Origin of the sequence: Cryobacterium sp. SO1, assembly GCF_004210215.2 — a bacterium.
In the GTDB taxonomy this organism is placed as follows: Bacteria; Actinomycetota; Actinomycetes; order Actinomycetales; family Microbacteriaceae; genus Cryobacterium.
On record NZ_CP067394.1, the window covers coordinates 2,149,579 to 2,164,801 of the forward strand.

At 67.9% G+C, this 15,223-nt stretch carries 15 protein-coding genes; 6 read left to right on the top strand and 9 right to left on the bottom strand.

Annotation, left to right across the window (positions count from 1 at the left end; all coding sequences use genetic code 11):
* Window positions 1–97 precede the first annotated feature (97 nt).
* The 4 genes from acnA to dut all read right to left on the bottom strand — a co-directional run bounded on the left by acnA (window position 98) and on the right by dut (window position 5,370).
* A complete protein-coding gene (gene acnA, locus BJQ95_RS10110; RefSeq protein WP_130177154.1) occupies window positions 98–2,938 on the bottom strand; it encodes an aconitate hydratase AcnA in 2,841 nt (946 codons plus the stop codon).
* 272 nt (window positions 2,939–3,210) lie between these two features.
* Window positions 3,211–4,056 carry a DUF3159 domain-containing protein gene (locus BJQ95_RS10115; protein WP_130177155.1) on the bottom strand — a complete coding sequence of 282 codons (846 nt, stop codon included), beginning with the start codon at window positions 4,054–4,056 and terminating at the stop codon, window positions 3,211–3,213.
* Window positions 4,057–4,111: 55 nt separating this feature from the next.
* Window positions 4,112–4,726, bottom strand: a complete 615-nt coding sequence (locus BJQ95_RS10120) for a DUF3710 domain-containing protein (protein WP_130177180.1) — start codon at window positions 4,724–4,726, stop codon at window positions 4,112–4,114.
* A 131-nt stretch (window positions 4,727–4,857) separates the two neighbouring features.
* Window positions 4,858–5,370: a dUTP diphosphatase gene (gene dut / locus BJQ95_RS10125; RefSeq protein WP_130177156.1), complete on the bottom strand. Its 513-nt coding sequence runs from the start codon at window positions 5,368–5,370 to the stop codon at window positions 4,858–4,860.
* A gap of 38 nt (window positions 5,371–5,408) precedes the next feature.
* Between dut and BJQ95_RS10130 the strand changes: the two genes are divergently transcribed.
* Window positions 5,409–5,864, top strand: coding sequence for a DUF3093 domain-containing protein (locus tag BJQ95_RS10130; RefSeq protein ID WP_130177157.1), 456 nt, complete (start codon window positions 5,409–5,411; stop codon window positions 5,862–5,864).
* 6 nt (window positions 5,865–5,870) lie between these two features.
* Here the strand turns inward: BJQ95_RS10130 and BJQ95_RS10135 are convergent, their stop codons facing one another.
* Complete coding sequence (locus BJQ95_RS10135; protein ID WP_066599570.1) at window positions 5,871–6,164, bottom strand: DUF4193 domain-containing protein; 294 nt, start codon at window positions 6,162–6,164, stop codon at window positions 5,871–5,873.
* Between the two features lie 196 nt (window positions 6,165–6,360).
* Between BJQ95_RS10135 and sepH the strand changes: the two genes are divergently transcribed.
* Genes sepH through BJQ95_RS10155 form a run of 4 tightly spaced genes read left to right on the top strand, consistent with a single transcriptional unit; the run spans window position 6,361 to window position 10,472 of the window.
* The gene (gene sepH / locus BJQ95_RS10140) at window positions 6,361–7,476 is read left to right on the top strand and encodes a septation protein SepH (RefSeq protein ID WP_130177158.1); all 1,116 of its coding nucleotides are present in this window, start codon (window positions 6,361–6,363) and stop codon (window positions 7,474–7,476) included.
* A gap of 53 nt (window positions 7,477–7,529) precedes the next feature.
* Window positions 7,530–8,663, top strand: a complete 1,134-nt coding sequence (locus BJQ95_RS10145; protein ID WP_130177159.1) for a winged helix DNA-binding domain-containing protein — start codon at window positions 7,530–7,532, stop codon at window positions 8,661–8,663.
* A gap of 51 nt (window positions 8,664–8,714) precedes the next feature.
* Window positions 8,715–9,758, top strand: coding sequence for an aromatic acid exporter family protein (locus BJQ95_RS10150; RefSeq protein WP_370688327.1), 1,044 nt, complete (start codon window positions 8,715–8,717; stop codon window positions 9,756–9,758).
* 9 nt (window positions 9,759–9,767) lie between these two features.
* Window positions 9,768–10,472, top strand: coding sequence for a TMEM175 family protein (locus BJQ95_RS10155; protein WP_130177161.1), 705 nt, complete (start codon window positions 9,768–9,770; stop codon window positions 10,470–10,472).
* 70 nt (window positions 10,473–10,542) lie between these two features.
* Here the strand turns inward: BJQ95_RS10155 and BJQ95_RS10160 are convergent, their stop codons facing one another.
* Complete coding sequence (locus BJQ95_RS10160; RefSeq protein WP_130177162.1) at window positions 10,543–11,103, bottom strand: YceI family protein; 561 nt, start codon at window positions 11,101–11,103, stop codon at window positions 10,543–10,545.
* A gap of 170 nt (window positions 11,104–11,273) precedes the next feature.
* On the opposite strand from BJQ95_RS10160, the gene BJQ95_RS10165 reads away from it, so the two are divergent.
* Window positions 11,274–12,161 (top strand): oxygenase MpaB family protein, encoded by an 888-nt coding sequence (locus tag BJQ95_RS10165; protein WP_130177163.1) that lies wholly within the window; start codon window positions 11,274–11,276, stop codon window positions 12,159–12,161.
* Window positions 12,162–12,176: 15 nt separating this feature from the next.
* Here BJQ95_RS10165 and BJQ95_RS10170 read toward each other — a convergent pair whose 3' ends face one another.
* The 3 genes from BJQ95_RS10170 to treZ form a co-directional block, all read right to left on the bottom strand.
* Window positions 12,177–12,749 carry a hypothetical protein gene (locus tag BJQ95_RS10170; RefSeq protein ID WP_130177164.1) on the bottom strand — a complete coding sequence of 191 codons (573 nt, stop codon included), beginning with the start codon at window positions 12,747–12,749 and terminating at the stop codon, window positions 12,177–12,179.
* 40 nt (window positions 12,750–12,789) lie between these two features.
* A complete protein-coding gene (locus tag BJQ95_RS10175; protein ID WP_130177165.1) occupies window positions 12,790–13,323 on the bottom strand; it encodes a hypothetical protein in 534 nt (177 codons plus the stop codon).
* Window positions 13,324–13,448: 125 nt separating this feature from the next.
* Window positions 13,449–15,215 (bottom strand): malto-oligosyltrehalose trehalohydrolase, encoded by a 1,767-nt coding sequence (gene treZ, locus BJQ95_RS10180; protein WP_240694678.1) that lies wholly within the window; start codon window positions 15,213–15,215, stop codon window positions 13,449–13,451.
* Window positions 15,216–15,223: the final 8 nt, after the last annotated feature.

Genomic DNA, 15,223 nt, shown 5'->3' on the forward strand with positions numbered 1-15,223 from the left:
AAGCAACGAAATACGCGCCACGAGAACGCAGAACGGGCGCGCAGTTCGGATTCCCCGAGTCTACGCGCCAGTCTGCGACGATTCTGCGAATTGCCGGTTAGGCCACGAGAGAACGCAGCACGTACTGCAGGATGCCGCCGTTGCGGTAGTAGTCCGCTTCGCCCGGAGTGTCGATCCGCACCACCGCGTCGAACTCAACGGTCGCCTTGCCCGGCGCGGAATGCTCGGTCGGCGTCGCGACGACGTGCACGGTCTTGGGCGTGCGGCCCTCGTTGAGTTCCTCGATGCCCGTGATGGACACGGTCTCCGTGCCGTCCAGGCCGAGCGAGGCCCAGCTCTCGCCCGCGGGGAACTGCAGCGGCACCACGCCCATCCCGATGAGGTTGGAGCGGTGGATCCGCTCGAAGCTCTCGGTAATGACGGCCTTGACGCCCAGCAGGCTGGTCCCCTTGGCTGCCCAGTCCCGTGACGAGCCGGAGCCGTACTCCTTGCCACCGAAGATCACCAGCGGTGTGCCGGCGGCCTGGTAGTTCTGGCTGGCGTCGTAAATGAACGACTGCGGCGCATCCGGCTTGGTGAAGTCGCGGGTGTAGCCTCCCTCGACGCCGTCAAGCAGCTGGTTGCGGAGCCGGATGTTGGCGAAGGTTCCGCGGATCATGATTTCGTGGTTGCCGCGGCGCGAGCCGTAGGAGTTGAAGTCGCCACGGTCGACACCGTGCTCCAGCAGGTAGGCGCCAGCCGGGCTGTCGGCCTTGATGTTGCCGGCCGGGCTGATGTGGTCGGTGGTGACGGAGTCGCCCAGCTTGGCCAGCACCCGGGCGTCGACGATGTCGGACACCGGCGTGGTCTCCAGGGTCATGCCGTCGAAGTACGGGGGCTTCCGCACGTAGGTGGACTTGGGGTCCCATTCGAAGACCTCGCTGTCCGGCGTCGGAAGTGAGCGCCAGCGCTCGTCGCCCTCGAAGACCTCGCCGTATTCCTTGGTGAACATGGCGGTGTCGATCGAGCTGTCGATGGTGGACTGCACCTCGGCGGAGTCCGGCCAGATGTCTTTGAGGAACACGTCGTTGCCCTCGGTGTCCGTGCCGAGAGCGTCGGTGTCGAAGTCGAAGTTCATCGACCCGGCAAGGGCGTACGCGATGACCAGCGGCGGGCTGGCCAGGTAGTTCATCTTGACGTCGGGGCTGATCCGGCCCTCGAAGTTGCGGTTGCCGGAGAGCACGGCCGTGACAGCGAGGTCGTTGTCGTTGATCGCAGCGGAGACCTCGTCGATCAGGGGGCCGGTGTTGCCGATGCAGACCGTGCAGCCGTAACCGACGGTGTAGAAGCCGAGAGCCTCGAGATCAGCGGTGAGGCCGGCCTTGGCGTAGTAGTCCGTCACGACCTTGGAGCCCGGCGCCAGGGTGGTCTTGACCCAGGGCTTGGACTTGAGGCCCTTCTTCACGGCGTTCCGCGCGAGAAGGCCGGCGGCGAGCATGACGGACGGGTTCGAGGTGTTGGTGCAGGACGTGATGGCCGCGACGGCCACAGCGCCATGGTCAAGCGTGTACGTGCCCCCGTCGGCCGTGGTGATCGGCACCGGGCTGGACACCGACACCGGAGCGTGGCTCACGTGCTGGTGCGAGATCTGGTGAGCGCTCTGTTCGTCCTCGGCGGTGAAACCGATCGGGTCGGATGCCGGGAAGGACGCCTCAACGGCAGCGTCCACCCGTGACAGGTCATGAGTGGCGTAGTTCTGCAGGTCGATTTCGAACTGAGACTTGGCGTTGGTGAGTTCGACGCGGTCCTGCGGGCGCTTGGGGCCGGCGATCGACGGTACGACGGTGCCGAGGTCCAGCTCCAGGTACTCGCTGAAAACAGGTTCCTGGGCCGGGTCGTGCCAGAGGCCCTGCAGCTTGGAGTACGCCTCGACGAGGGCGACCTGGTCTTCGCTCCGGCCGGTGAGGCGCAGGTAACCGAGAGTGACGTCGTCGATGGGGAACATGGCGGCGGTGGAGCCGAACTCGGGGCTCATGTTGCCGATGGTGGCGCGGTTGGCCAGCGGAACCTGGGCGACGCCCTCGCCGTAGAATTCAACGAACTTGCCGACCACGCCGTGCTTTCGCAGCATCTGGGTGATGGTGAGGACAACATCCGTGGCGGTGACGCCGGCGGGGATGGAGCCGTTGAGCTTGAAGCCGACGACCTTGGGGATGAGCATGGAGACGGGCTGGCCGAGCATGGCCGCCTCGGCCTCGATGCCGCCGACGCCCCAGCCGAGCACACCGAGGCCGTTGACCATGGTGGTGTGTGAGTCGGTGCCGACGCAGGTATCGGGGTAAGCGCGCAGCACGGTCGCTTGTCCTGAGCCTGTCGAAGGGACCTCACGGGTGAAGGTGACGCGGGCCAGGTACTCGATGTTGACCTGGTGCACGATTCCGGTTCCCGGCGGGACGACCTTGAAGTCGTCGAACGCGGTCTGCCCCCAGCGCAGGAACTGGTAGCGCTCACCGTTGCGCTCGTACTCGATCTCGACGTTGCGCTCGAGCGCGTTGTCGCTGCCGAACAGGTCGGCGATCACCGAGTGGTCGATGACGAGCTCGGCCGGGGCAAGCGGGTTGATCGTGTTGGGATCGCCACCGAGGTCTGCGACGGCTTCCCGCATTGTGGCGAGGTCGACGATGCACGGCACACCGGTGAAGTCCTGCATGATCACGCGGGCGGGCGTGAACTGGATCTCGGTGTCCGGATCGGCAGTGGGCACCCAGGCGCCCAGGGCGCGGATGTGGTCGGCGGTGATGTTCGCGCCGTCTTCGGTGCGCAGGAGGTTCTCCAGCAGCACCTTGAGGCTGAACGGCAGCTTCTCGTATCCCTTGACGGCGTCCAGACGAAAGACCTCGTAGTCCGTCGAACCGACCCGCAGGGTGTCCCGAGCTCCAAAACTATTAACAGCAGACACGATGCCCTCTCCTTCGTGGAAACCGACGGGAAACCGTCCGCAATCCTCAATCCTGACCAACTGACGCCCGGTTCTGCCAGCAAGGGTAGCCTTACTGCACTGACCGCTGTACTGACCGCCGCGCGAACCTCTGACGTGCGCCGGAAACTATCTCGACGTCGAGATAACTATAGCACCGAAGCCGTTCACGGCTCGGTGTTCCGCGGCGGCTGGGGCTCGCGGTGAGAGCCGGTGTTGAAGGGGAGAGCCTGTGCTGGAGCGGAGGGCTCGGGCTAGCGCGTCGGCTGGTCCGGCGTCTCGGCGGCGGTGGCCGCGTAGACCGAGCGCACCATCAGCCAGGACACGACCAGGAGCGGCGCGTAGAGCGGGATGCCCATCAGTATCTTGGTGGCGCCGAGCCACTCGACGTTGCCGGCGTAGTACAGCGGGAGCTGCACCGCCAGGCGCAGGACGAACAGGCCGGCCCACATGAAGGTGAGGATGACCATCACGCGGCGCTTGGACGGGTTGGCGCGCCAGGCGAGCTGCTCCCCCATGAGGAATCCGACCGCGACGCCGATCAGCGGCCAGCCGATCAGTGCGGAGACCAGCAGAACCGCGCCGTAGACGCCGTTGGTCCAGAAGCCCGGCAGGTAGAAGTCCTCTGCGCGCCCGGTGAGCAGGGCCAGCACCGCGCTGATGCCGATGCCGACGAGTCCGCCGAGGGCCTGGGTGACGGTCTGTTTCTTCGCCAGCCTCAGCACGAAGAAGACCACGCCGATGAGCACCGGCGCGATCAGCGACGGGATCAGGTCGCGGGTGATCGTGTACGTGACCAGGAAGACCAGGCCCGGCAGCACGGCCTCGACCACGCCACGGATGCCGCCCATGGTCGCCAGCAGCGCGTGGCCGCTGATCGGCTCCCCGTCGGCGGCTGGGCTGAAGCCGGCCCGCCGGGCGGCCGCGGCCATGCTGTCGCCGAGGGCGCCGGAGACGGAGGGTTCTGCCGGCTGGTCGGGCTGTACCGGCTGGGCTGGCTGGGCTGGCTGGGCTGGCTGGGCTGGCTGGGCCGGCGCCGCGTCAGCACTGTCCGGCGTTCTGCGGGAGTCGGGCTCTGGCCCGGAGAGGGAGTCCGTCATCAGGTGACTTTCGGTGAGGTGTCGGGTTCGCCGGCGGCGCGCTGAGCGCCGAGGGCTACGCGCCGGTGGGTTCCGGCTTTCCTGCCGGGGTGGCCGGCATCCGCAGCGGAATCAGGTCGCGCGGCGGCATCGGGGCGGACCCGCGCACCACGACGATGCTGCGGAACAGGTCTTCGATCTGCGCCGCGGCCTCGGGGTTGATGGCACCCTCACCGGCGATGACACCGCGCAGGAACCAGCGCGGGCCGTCCACGCCAATGAACCGGGCCAGCCTGGACGTCCCGGCAGGACCCTGGCCGGCAGCGACGGGAATCTCGGCGACGAGTTCCGGACCGAACGGACCTTCGCGCGGCGTGGTCGAGCCACCCTGTTTGGCGATCTGGTCGGCGATCTGGCTTCGAATCTCGTGCCAGAGGCCGCTCGAACGCGGTGCGGCGAAGGCCTGCACCTGCAGGGTCGATCCGGCGTAGTCCAGGCCGATGGCCACGACCCGCTTGCTGCCCTCTTCGATCTCGAGCCGCAGGTGGAGGCCTTCACGGGGAAGGATCTTGACGCCGCCGAGGTCGACGTAGGGCCTGACCGGGTTGGCCTCAGAGTCGTCGAGGGGACCGTCGACGTCGCGGTCCTCCGGGGCCGACTTGGCGTGCAGGTCGGCAGCGGCCTGTTCCACTTCGGCGCGCTCCGCTTCGGCGCGCTCTGCGGCGGTGCGTTCTGCGTCGGTGCGTTCTGCGTCGGAGCGGCCGGCCTCGGCCAGGTCGGTGCCATTGGTGTTCGAGCGCGTGTCGGGATTCACGTTGTCACTCACAGGTTTTCTCCACTCTGGTGGGCATCCGCCGTGGCGGACGCAGGGATCTGGGGAATCGCGTCTGCCGCGGCCTTCGGCGCGACGCCGGTCGAGCCGAATCCGCCCTCCCCACGCATACTGCCGGGGAGACGTTCTACCGGCACGAAGAGTGCGCGCGCCACCGGCGCAACGATGAGCTGGGCGATGCGATCGCCGACGTTGATGGTGAAGGGCGTGTCTCGGTCGGTGTTGAGCACGCAGACCTTGACCTCGCCCCGGTAGCCGGCGTCGACGGTTCCCGGCGAGTTCACCACGGTGATGCCGTGTTTGACCGCCAGGCCGCTGCGCGGAACGACGAAAGCGGCATAACCATCCGGGAGTGCGATCGACACGCCGGTACCCACCAGGGCGCGTTCGCCCGGGGCCAGGACCAGGGCCTCTGAGGCATGCAGGTCCGCGCCGGCGTCACCCGGATGGGCGTAGGTCGGGAGAACGGACGCGGTAATCAGAACTTCGACGCTTTCAGCCACGTGTCGAGGGTAGTGCAGTTATCTGGTCGAATAGACCCATGCCCGATTATCGCGAAAAACTCTGGCCATCCCCGTGGCTGTTCATCATCATCGCGCTTGTGATCCCGGCGAGCCTGCTGGTCTTCCTGCCGATCTCAGTTCTGGCCGGCGTCCTGACCGGGGCCGGCCTCTACCTCGGCAGCGCCCTGCTCCTGGTGTTGGCGTCACCCACCGTCGTGGTGTCCGACGGGGTGCTCACGGCCGGCCCGGCCCGCATTGAGACCAGCCTGCTCGGTGAAGCCATTCCATTCGAAGGCGCGGACGCCACGCTCGAGCGCGGCCAGAAGCTGGATGCCCGCGCCTGGCTGCTGATCCGGGGCTGGATCGCCCCCGTGGTGCGCATCCCGCTGACGGACCCGACGGATCCGTCGCCGTACTGGCTCGTGTCCAGTCGTCGGCCACAGAAAATGGCCGCCGCGATCAATGGATCGCGACGGCCAGCATCAAGTAACTAAGCGCGCTTAGGCGTCGCACTCCAGGCATACCGGGCCGAGCTTGGTCTCGTGCGACATCTGCGAACGGTGCTTCACGAGGAAGCACTCCACGCAGGTGAACTCGTCGGCCTGCGGGGGCAGGACGACGACGTCGAGGTCGAGGTCGGACAGATCGGCGCCCGGGAGGTCGAAACCACCGGGGTTGTCGGAGTCGTCAACATCAACGACACCTGACATTTTGTCGGGTACACGCTCCTTGAGGGCCTCAATCGACTCTGAGTCGTCTTCGGTCTTTCGCGGTGCGTCGTAATCGGTTGCCATGCCCATCCATTTCATTAACGCCGATAAACGAAATCGGCGGCCATAGTTTGCAACAATCCGTGCGGAATAGCAAACCAATCACCAACCTTTCAGGTTGGCACTGGCAGCAACTTCCGGCACGCCCGCAGTATTCCCCGAAAATTGCCACTCCGCATGGCAGGGTTGGGTCATCAGTAATCGCGAGAGGGCTTTCGCCATGCAGGATTTGAAAGTTATCGGAGTCGAGAACGGCGCGCTGCTTGCAGCGTCAGAGGAGGGTGATCGTTTTCGGATCCCCATCGATGCGGTTCTCCAGTCCCGGCTTCGCCAAACCCAAACAGATTCATCCGTCAGACCCAAGTTGTCGCCCCGCGAGGTGCAGGCGCACATTCGTGCCGGCATGTCGGCCGAGGACGTCGCTGCGGTTACCGGGGCGTCACTGGACTTCGTGAAGCGCTTCGAGGGGCCCGTGGTCGCCGAACGCGAGTACATCGTCTCCAGCGCGCTCAGCGTTCCCGTGCACACCACGATCGACCCCGATCCGATCGACGAGCAGGCCAACTTCGGCAGCGTCATCCGCGAACGCCTGGCGTCGCTTGGTGCGTCGAACGAACGCTGGGCCAGCTGGAAGGAGGCCGGCGCCGGCTGGATCGTCAAGCTCGCCTTCACGGCGGACGATATCGACCACGACGCCCGGTGGAGCTTCGAGCCGAAGAAGAACGCCCTGTCCCCGATCGGCAGTGAGGCCATCGCACTCTCCCAGCAGGGTGAGCTCAAGGGTGCCCTGATCCCCCGGCTTCGGGCCGTCGGTGCCGAAACCAGCTTGGCCGACGTGAGCCGCTTCGACAGCGGCGCGTTCACGTTCAAGGAATCCTTGGCCGACGACATCCTCAACGACACGGCTCCCCTGCACGATCCGGTGCCGTACGCGCGCCCGGTCGGCACGACCGAAGCAGTGTCGAAGGCGGCCATCAAGCGGGCCGCCGAACCTCAGCAGAGCCTGAGCGAGACCGCGGACCTGCTTGAATCGCTGCGCCGCCGCCGTGGCGAACGGGAAGCGGCGGCCGTGGAGATCGAAACACCCGGCTCCGCCGTGCCGGACGCCCGCCGCGCAGAGCGCGCACCGGCCGAACCCGGTATCCGCCTGGTCGAAGAGGTCAGCCCGACCGCCGAGACGGCGTCCGGGGCACCTGAGGAGAGCCGCAACGTGTGGGCCAGCCAGGCGGCCACCGGGCAGCCTCGTGCCGGTCAGACCGGTCGCCGTGGTCGTGCGTCGATGCCCAGCTGGGACGAGATCGTCTTCGGTGCCCGCACGGACGACGATCTGGCCTGATCCGCGCGGTCGCACCGGCCCCGTTCGCGCGGTCGTGCCCTAGGCTGCGGTCCATGACGCGTGCCTCCCGCTCCGACATCACCCGTCGTCGCCTGGTCAGCCAGGCGCTGACCGGGGCCATCAGCGATCCCGCCCTGGTCGTTGACCGGATGCTGGCGCTGCAGGCTCAGGACCTGCGCTGGGCGAAGTGGGCCGTTGCAGTTCGGGCACCGGGCAGCTCCTCCGCCGACATCGACACCCTCATCGATTCGGGCGCCGTGGTGCGCTCCTGGCCGATGCGGGGGACGCTGCATCTGGTGCCGAGTCAGGATCTGTCCTGGCTGCTCGAGCTCAGCACACCCAGACTCTGGGCCGGTGCAGCCACCAGGCGCCGCGAACTGGGCCTGGACGAGGCGACCATCGAACACGCCCGCTCCGTGGCCGTGGACGCGTTGAGCGGCGGGCGGGAGCTGAGCCGGGGCGAATTCCAGGTGGTGCTCCAGCGACACGGCATCAACGTCGACGGCCAGCGGGGCTATCACCTGACCTGGCATCTGGCCCAGTCGGGAACCCTGTGCTGGGGCCGGCAACTCGACTCCCAACAGATGCTGGTGCTCCTGGCGGACTGGGTGCCGGTCTCCAGACGGCTGGAACGGGACGAGGCGCTGGGCGAATACCTGCTGCGGTACCTGACCGGGCACGGACCGGCGCCCCTGACCGATTTCACCTGGTGGTCCCAGGTCACCATGGCCGATGCCAAAATCGCGCTCGGCGTGGCGGGAGAGTACCTCGACGTGCTCGACGTGGACGGTGTGCCCCACCTTCTTCCCAGCAGCGCGGATGTCGGCCCGCTCGGCCGTGCTGCCGCCGGGCGCTGCCCGAACGCCGTTCTGGCCCTGCCCGGCTTCGACGAATACCTACTCGGCTACCGGGACCGCAGCTTCGCGATCGAGCCCGAGAATCTGACGCGGGTGGTCCCGGGCAAGACCGGCATCTTCCTCCCGATCCTGGTCCGAGGCGGGCGCATCGCCGGCACCTGGCGCCGTGACTGGCAGGCCAAGGCGATCACGGTGCACCCGGCCCCGTTCGCCGCGCCATCGCCGGCCTTCGCCCGTAGCGCCGACCGTGCGCTGCACGAATACGCACGCTTCCTCGGCCGCCCCGTGCACGTTCTCCCGGCCCCACCGACCGTGGCAGCGGCGACCTAGACTGCCCGCCCCGGGCCGGTGATCCGGCCGGCCCCTGGCGCCTTGTACCCTATGACAGTGCGTATAACGACCAGCCTGCGAGTGTCCAGACGGATCCCGCTGCTGCAGACCCTCAAGACCTCTGTCGCCGTGGTCCTGGCCTGGGTCATCTCGTTGTGGCTCCTGCCGGGCGAACTGCCCATCTTCGCGGCGATGGCCGCCATCTTCGTTGTGCAACCCAGCATCAATCAGTCCCTGGGGCGGGCCCTTGAGCGCAGCCTCGGCGTTGTCGGCGGGGTCCTGGTAGCCCTGGGCATCGGGCTGTGGTTCGGCCAGGACAGCTGGATCGTTCTCGGGGCGATCGTGCTGTGCATCCTGCTGGCCTGGGCTCTGAAGCTGTCCCCCGGTTCGGCCAATCAGATCCCGATCAGCGCGATGCTCGTTCTCGTGTTGGGTGCCGCGACACCGACCTACGCCAGGGACCGGATCATCGAGACCATCCTGGGCGCCGCGATCGCTGTCATCGTCAACGCGTTGATCGTACCGCCGGTGCTGCTCACGCCCGCGCACGACGCGGTGACCCGGCTCACCCTCGAGGTGGCCGCTACCTTCGACAGGGTGGCCAACGCCCTGCTGAGCCCGCAGAAATACGCCGACTTGGAGACCCTGATGATCCAGGCCCGGCTGCTGCGGCCGATGCTGGCCAAGGCCGAACGGGCGATCAGCCAGGCCGAGGAAAGCCTCACCCTCAATCCCCGCCAGGCCCGGCACCGGGAAGTGCTCGACGCCGACACCGAGCTCTACGCCCGCCTCGTCCCCCTGGTCACCAGGGCGCTGGGTATGACGAGGGCGCTGCGAGACCACTACGACGATTCTCTGCACCTCGAGCCCACCGTGCAGGCCTTCGCCATCGAGCTGGAACGGGCCGCGCACGACCTGCGGTTGCTCACCGTGCCGTCGGAGGGCAAGCCGGCCGACACGACGGCTCCGGCTCCCGAGCCACTCGCCCTGACGGCGCCGCTGATGATCACGACGCCCCACCCCCAGCACTGGATCCTGATCGGCGCACTGATGGAGGACCTGCGCCGCGTGCGCGAGGAGATCACCGGCGAGTAGGCTGCCCGCATGTCGAGCAGCCCCGAGCCGCCCAGCGGTGGTCCGAAGCCCCAGGACAGCGCCGGCGGCGCCGGGCCTCCGCGGCGGACCGTGTTGTCCACCCGGCGGTTGGAGTCGTACACAGATGGCGTTTTCGCCATCGCCGCCACCCTCCTGGTGCTGAACGTCTCCGTCAACAACTTGGGTGCGGTCACCTCGAACACCGACTTCGTGCGTCAGCTCACCGACCTGGCCCCGAGCATCCTGAATGTGGTGATCAGCTTTCTGCTGCTCAGCCTGCTGTGGTTGATCCACGTGCGTCAGTTCGAGTACATTCCCCGGGTGGACACCACCATCGTCTGGCTCAATAATTTCCGCCTGCTCGGTGTGGTCCTGGTTCCGTTCACGACGATCCTCAACGACGAATTCAACCGCTTCCTGCTGGGCCGCACACTGCTGCCGGTGAACTTCTTCGTGATCCTGCTCTTCAGCACCTGGCAGTGGTTCCACGCCAGCTCACCTAGGCGGCACCTCGTTCAGGGTGCGTCCGCCGCCGCCGTGCACAATGCGCGGGTCAGTAGCGTGAGTGCGCTCGCGCAGTCTTTCGGGGTCGTGCTGCTGGCGACCGTGGTCGGGTCGGCCGCGTTCTTCCTGTTCGCACTGGACCCGCTGATCAGCGTGGTCTTACGGCGCACCGGGGTGCTCAGGCCGGCGCCAGACGGCGCGGCCGGCTGATCCGTACCGCGCACAGCACAAACGGGGACCCCCTGGTGGGGATCCCCGTTTCACAGCTGCTGCGGTGGGTCTAGGCCTGGAGGGCGCCCTGCAGTTCGAGGGTGATGGTGACCTTCTCGCCGAGCAGCACGCCGCCGGTCTCAAGGGCCGCGTTGTAGGTCAGACCGAAGTCTTCGCGGTTGATCTGGGTCGACGCGGTGGCGCCGAACTTGTAGTTGCCGTAGGGGTCGCCGCCGAAGCCACCGAACTCGAAGTCGAAGGTGACGGGCTTGGTGACGCCCTTGATGGTGAGGTTGCCGTCGACGAGGTAGTCGCCCTTGTCGATGCGCACGCCGGTCGAGACGAAGTCGATGGTCGGGTAGGTCTCGGCGTCGAAGAAGTCGCCGGTGCGCAGGTGGCCGTCGCGGTTGGCCTCGTTGGTGTTGATCGAGGTGACGACGGCGGAGGCCGTGACACTGGTCTCGAGGGGGTTCTCGGTGGTGACGAAGGTAGCGTCGAACTTCTCGAAGGTGCCCTTGACCTTGCTGATCATGATGTGACGGATGCTGAAGCCGACCACGCTGTGGGTGGGGTCGATGGTCCAGGCTCCAGCTTTGTAGCCGGGGATGGTGGTGGTGTCGATGTCGCTCATGCTGCTCCTCAAGTCCGTGGGGCCGGTGGATTCGCCGCCCTCAGGTGTATGCAACTGCATAGGATCCTAGGTTATTCCATCACCCGGAAGGAAATGTGAACGGTTCGGGAACGGCCGGCGACCGAACCCGGACAAGGCAACTAGGCTCAGCGTGTCGAGAGGAGCCCACGTTGACGACAGAGTCCACACCCGGCACCGCCGTGGGCATCCGCGATCTCGCCCCGGAGAGCGTCCTGGTGCTCGGCGGCGGCCGCGCGATCCTGCTGCAGCTCGCGAACCCCGCCGTCGGGCACGGCGTCGCCCGGCACAGCGACTTCGCCGCCAGGCCGTTGGACCGGCTGATCGGCACGCTCTCCTACGTCTATGCCGTGACCTGCGGCACGCCCATCGACCGAGCCGCGGCCGTGCGCCGGGTGTCGCTCGCCCACCGTCCGGTGCACAGTGAACGGACCACGGGCGCTCGAACCGCGGGCGCCCAGCCCGCCGCCGAACCGGCCAAGGGCCCGCCGTCGTACAACGCCTTCGACCCAGAGCTGCAGCTCTGGGTGGCCGCAACCCTCTACGAGTCGGCGACGCGGATGCACGACCTGATCTACGGGCCTCTCGCCGATGCCGACGCGGAGTCGGTGTATCGCGATTACGGTGTGCTTGGCATCGCCCTGCAGGTGCCGGCGGGGCTCTGGCCGGCGGATCGTGCGGCTTTCGCCGTGTACTGGGACCAGGCGGTGGCGGATCTCTCGACGGATGAGACGACGCGCTCGGTCGCCAGACGGTTGCTGCACCCCACGACCGGCCCGGTCTGGCTGCGCCTGGCCATGCCCCTTGCCCGGCTCGTCACGACCGGGCTCCTGGAACCGGCCGAGCGGGCGCTCTTCAACCTGCCCTGGTCCGCCGGCCGCGAACGCGCGTTCGGCGCTGTCATCGGCGTCGTCCGGGCGGTCTATCCACGTCTGCCGACGCGACTCCGGCACGCGCCGATGCGACGGTCACTGCGCGCCGGCCGGGCACTCGCCGCCCGGCAACACGCGGCGGCCGACCCCGGCAGCTTCGGGCGCTAGTGCGCAGAGGTCCCCTTAGAAGAAGTCGTCCGGGGTTCCGGCCGCACGGGTGACCGCGACGGTGGACACCCCCGCACCGTCTAGTTTGGCCATCGCGACCCGGAGCCCGGATTCCATCTGAGAGGCCCAGACCTCGGTCTCCCGCGCGCCGGCCTCGACGGCCGCGAGCTTGCCCAGGGCCTTCTCCTTGTCGGCACGCTCGGTCTTGACCTGCTGGATGCTCAGGGTGACGGCGTAGTAGGCCGCCACCATCGAGGCGATCGGGGTGGCGATGACGGCCAGAGCGATGATGCTCTCGTTCGAGACGTTGACGAAAATCATGATGATGAACGCGAGCGTGAGTACGGCGATGCCCACCAGCACCACCAGGGCGGCGCGCTGGGGCGGGCCGGTCTTCAGGTCGGAAAGCAGGGTGCGGTTGCGGGGTTTGGCCGGGGCCGGTGTCACGGACTCACCGGTCTGCGCCGGCGCGGTGTCTGCCGGCCGGTCGGTGCGGGGCTCGGTACCCGGCATCTGCAGGCGCTCGGTGGTGTTCGAGGTGTCGAGGGGGAACGTGCGGTCGTACGGGTCGTAGCTCTGATTGGTCATGGTCACTCCGTTTGTGGGGATCGGTAGCTCAGCTGATGTCTCAAGGCTCTTGGGTCGACGGTTGCGACGGTTGGATGGGCGACGGTTCTGTCGTCGAGGGTAGCGCGTCCCCCGGGAGGAAGACGCGTTTGTAACTGCGCCCGTCCGCCAGCTCGACCGTGCGGCTGATCAGTTTACCCCTGCTCACCTGCAGGTACACCGCCTGCACGCTCACGCCGAGTGTGCCGGCCGCCTCGGCCACCGAGCGTCCGGGCAGGTCCGTGGGGACACTGCTCGGCCGGCTGCTGCGCTTTCGACCGGCATCCAGGCGGGCCGCGATCTCGGCGTCTGTGCCCTGCCAGCGCCACTTGGCCGCCGTGGGCTTGAGGCCGGCTGCCTGGGCGATCTCCGGCCAGACGACGCCGTCGTCCAGGGCGTCGCGCACGCTCGCGAGAGCGGCCGGGTCGGCGTCTAGCAGCTGCAGGACGGCGCGGATGGCACGCATCCGTTCGAGGGCCGGCGCTTGGCTGTCAGCATCCAGCGCCGTCAGCCGGGCCAGCGCAACAGCCGTCTGGGGCGACAGGAAGTAGCCCATGGATTCTCCTCGGTGCTCGGTGCTCGGATGGTTGTTGCAGGGATGGTCGATGCGGGAGCGGTCGCTGCAGGAACAGGTGGTGCAGGAGCAGGTGGTGCAGGAGCGGTTGCTGCAGCCTGGCCGGGTCAGCCGAGGACCGCGACAGAGTGCGGCGGCAGCAGCACCCGTCCGCCGTCCAGCGTGGGCATGGCATCGGCGTTGTCGGCGAAGCCGAGCAGGACGCTGTCCCCCGTCACCGGAATCCAGCGGCCGCTCGTTGAGAGGTTGATCACGATCTCGGTGGTCCCACGGGTCAAGGCCAGCCAGCCGTCCGCTTCGTCGAAAGCCACCGCGAGGCGGGTGAAGCGCGGATCGGTCAGATCCTCGAGCCGGCGACGCAGGCCGGCCAAATCCTGGTACAGGGCCAGCAGCCGTCCGGCATCCGGACGGTGCAGCTCGGTCCAGTCCAGTTTGGACCTCTCGAAGGTCGCCGAGTCCTGGGGGTCCGGCACGACGGCCGGATCCCAGCCCATCCGGGCGAACTCCCCGATGCGGCCCTCGGCGGTGGCCAGTCCGAGGTCAGGTTCCGGGTGGGAGGTGAAGAACTGCCACGGTGTGCGCGCCCCCCATTCCTCGCCCATGAACAACATCGGCGTGAACGGGCCGAGCAGGGTCAGGGCCGCGGCGATGCCCAGCTGGCCGGTGTCGAGCTGCGCGCTGAGTCTGTCACCGATGGCCCGGTTGCCGATTTGGTCGTGATTCTGTGAGGCGACGACGAGGCGCCAGGCCGGCATCCGTTCGACATCGATGGGGCGGCCGTGGTGCCGGCCGCGGAAGGTGGAGAGGGTGCCGTCGTGGAAGAAGCCTCGCGTGAGCACCTTCGCCAGGGCGCCGAGCGGGGCGAAGTCGGCGTAGTAGCCCACGGTCTCGCCGGTGAGCGCGACGTGCACGGCGTGGTGGAAGTCGTCGCTCCACTGGGCATCCAGGCCGTAGCCGTTCGACTCGCGCGGGGTGATCAGGCGCGGATCGTTGAGGTCGGACTCGGCGATGAGGGTGAGGGGGCGGCCGACGGCGGCGCTGAGCGCCGCGACCTCGCCGGCCAGCTGCTCGAGCAGGTGCACGGCGGAGTGGTCTTTGAGGGCGTGCACTGCATCCAGGCGCAGGCCATCCACGTGGTAGTCACGCAACCACATCAGCGCGCTGTCGATGATGTACCCGCGCACCTCGTCGGAGTCCTGCCCGTCGAGGTTGACCGAGGCACCCCAGGTGTTGCCCTCGGCGTCGCTGAGGTAGGGGCCGAAGTTGGGCAGGTAGTTGCCGCTGGGGCCCAGGTGGTTGTGCACGACGTCCTGGATCACGCCGATGCCGGCCGCATGGCAGGCGTCGACGAAGCGCTGGTAGGCGGCCGGGCCGCCGTAGCCCTCGTGCACGGCGTACCAGAGCACGCCGTCGTAGCCCCAGTTGTGTGTGCCGTTGAAGCCGTTCACCGGCAAGAGTTCGACGAAGTCGACGCCGAGCGAGACCAGGTGGTCGAGTCGGCCGGCCGCGGCGTCCAGGGTGCCCTCCGGGGTGAAGGTACCGATGTGCAGCTCGTAGATGGTGGCACCGGCCAGCTGTCGTCCCCTCCAGGCGCCATCCTGCCAGGCGTGTGCCCGGGCGTCGAAAGTGCGGGAGAGCTCGTGCACGCCGTTCGGCTGCCGACGGGACCTCGGGTCGGGGAACGGGCCGGAGCCGTCCACCGTGAAGCCGTAGTCGACCCCGGCCGGGTCGCCGGGCAGGCTACCGTGCCACCAGCCCGAATCGCCAGGCGTCATGGCGGCCGTGCCGGTTGGGCTGACCAGCTGCACGGTGGCCGCGCTCGGCGCCCAGACCTCGAGGGGAATGGCCTCGACGGGTGCGGCCGGAGCGGTCACGGCGCTGG

Excerpts from the sequence above, each read along its gene's own strand:
- BJQ95_RS10160 (WP_130177162.1), bottom strand. The coding sequence starts at position 11,103 with ATGAGCGACATCGACACCACCACCATCCCCGGCTACAAAGCTGGAGCC.
- BJQ95_RS10170 (WP_130177164.1), bottom strand. The coding sequence starts at position 12,749 with ATGACCAATCAGAGCTACGACCCGTACGACCGCACGTTCCCCCTCGAC.
- BJQ95_RS10145 (WP_130177159.1), top strand. The coding sequence starts at position 7,530 with ATGACGCGTGCCTCCCGCTCCGACATCACCCGTCGTCGCCTGGTCAGC.
- BJQ95_RS10115 (WP_130177155.1), bottom strand. The coding sequence starts at position 4,056 with ATGACGGACTCCCTCTCCGGGCCAGAGCCCGACTCCCGCAGAACGCCG.
- BJQ95_RS10175 (WP_130177165.1), bottom strand. The coding sequence starts at position 13,323 with ATGGGCTACTTCCTGTCGCCCCAGACGGCTGTTGCGCTGGCCCGGCTG.
- BJQ95_RS10155 (WP_130177161.1), top strand. The coding sequence starts at position 9,768 with ATGTCGAGCAGCCCCGAGCCGCCCAGCGGTGGTCCGAAGCCCCAGGAC.
- BJQ95_RS10130 (WP_130177157.1), top strand. The coding sequence starts at position 5,409 with ATGCCCGATTATCGCGAAAAACTCTGGCCATCCCCGTGGCTGTTCATC.
- BJQ95_RS10135 (WP_066599570.1), bottom strand. The coding sequence starts at position 6,164 with ATGGCAACCGATTACGACGCACCGCGAAAGACCGAAGACGACTCAGAG.
- BJQ95_RS10150 (WP_370688327.1), top strand. The coding sequence starts at position 8,715 with ATGACAGTGCGTATAACGACCAGCCTGCGAGTGTCCAGACGGATCCCG.
- sepH (WP_130177158.1), top strand. The coding sequence starts at position 6,361 with ATGCAGGATTTGAAAGTTATCGGAGTCGAGAACGGCGCGCTGCTTGCA.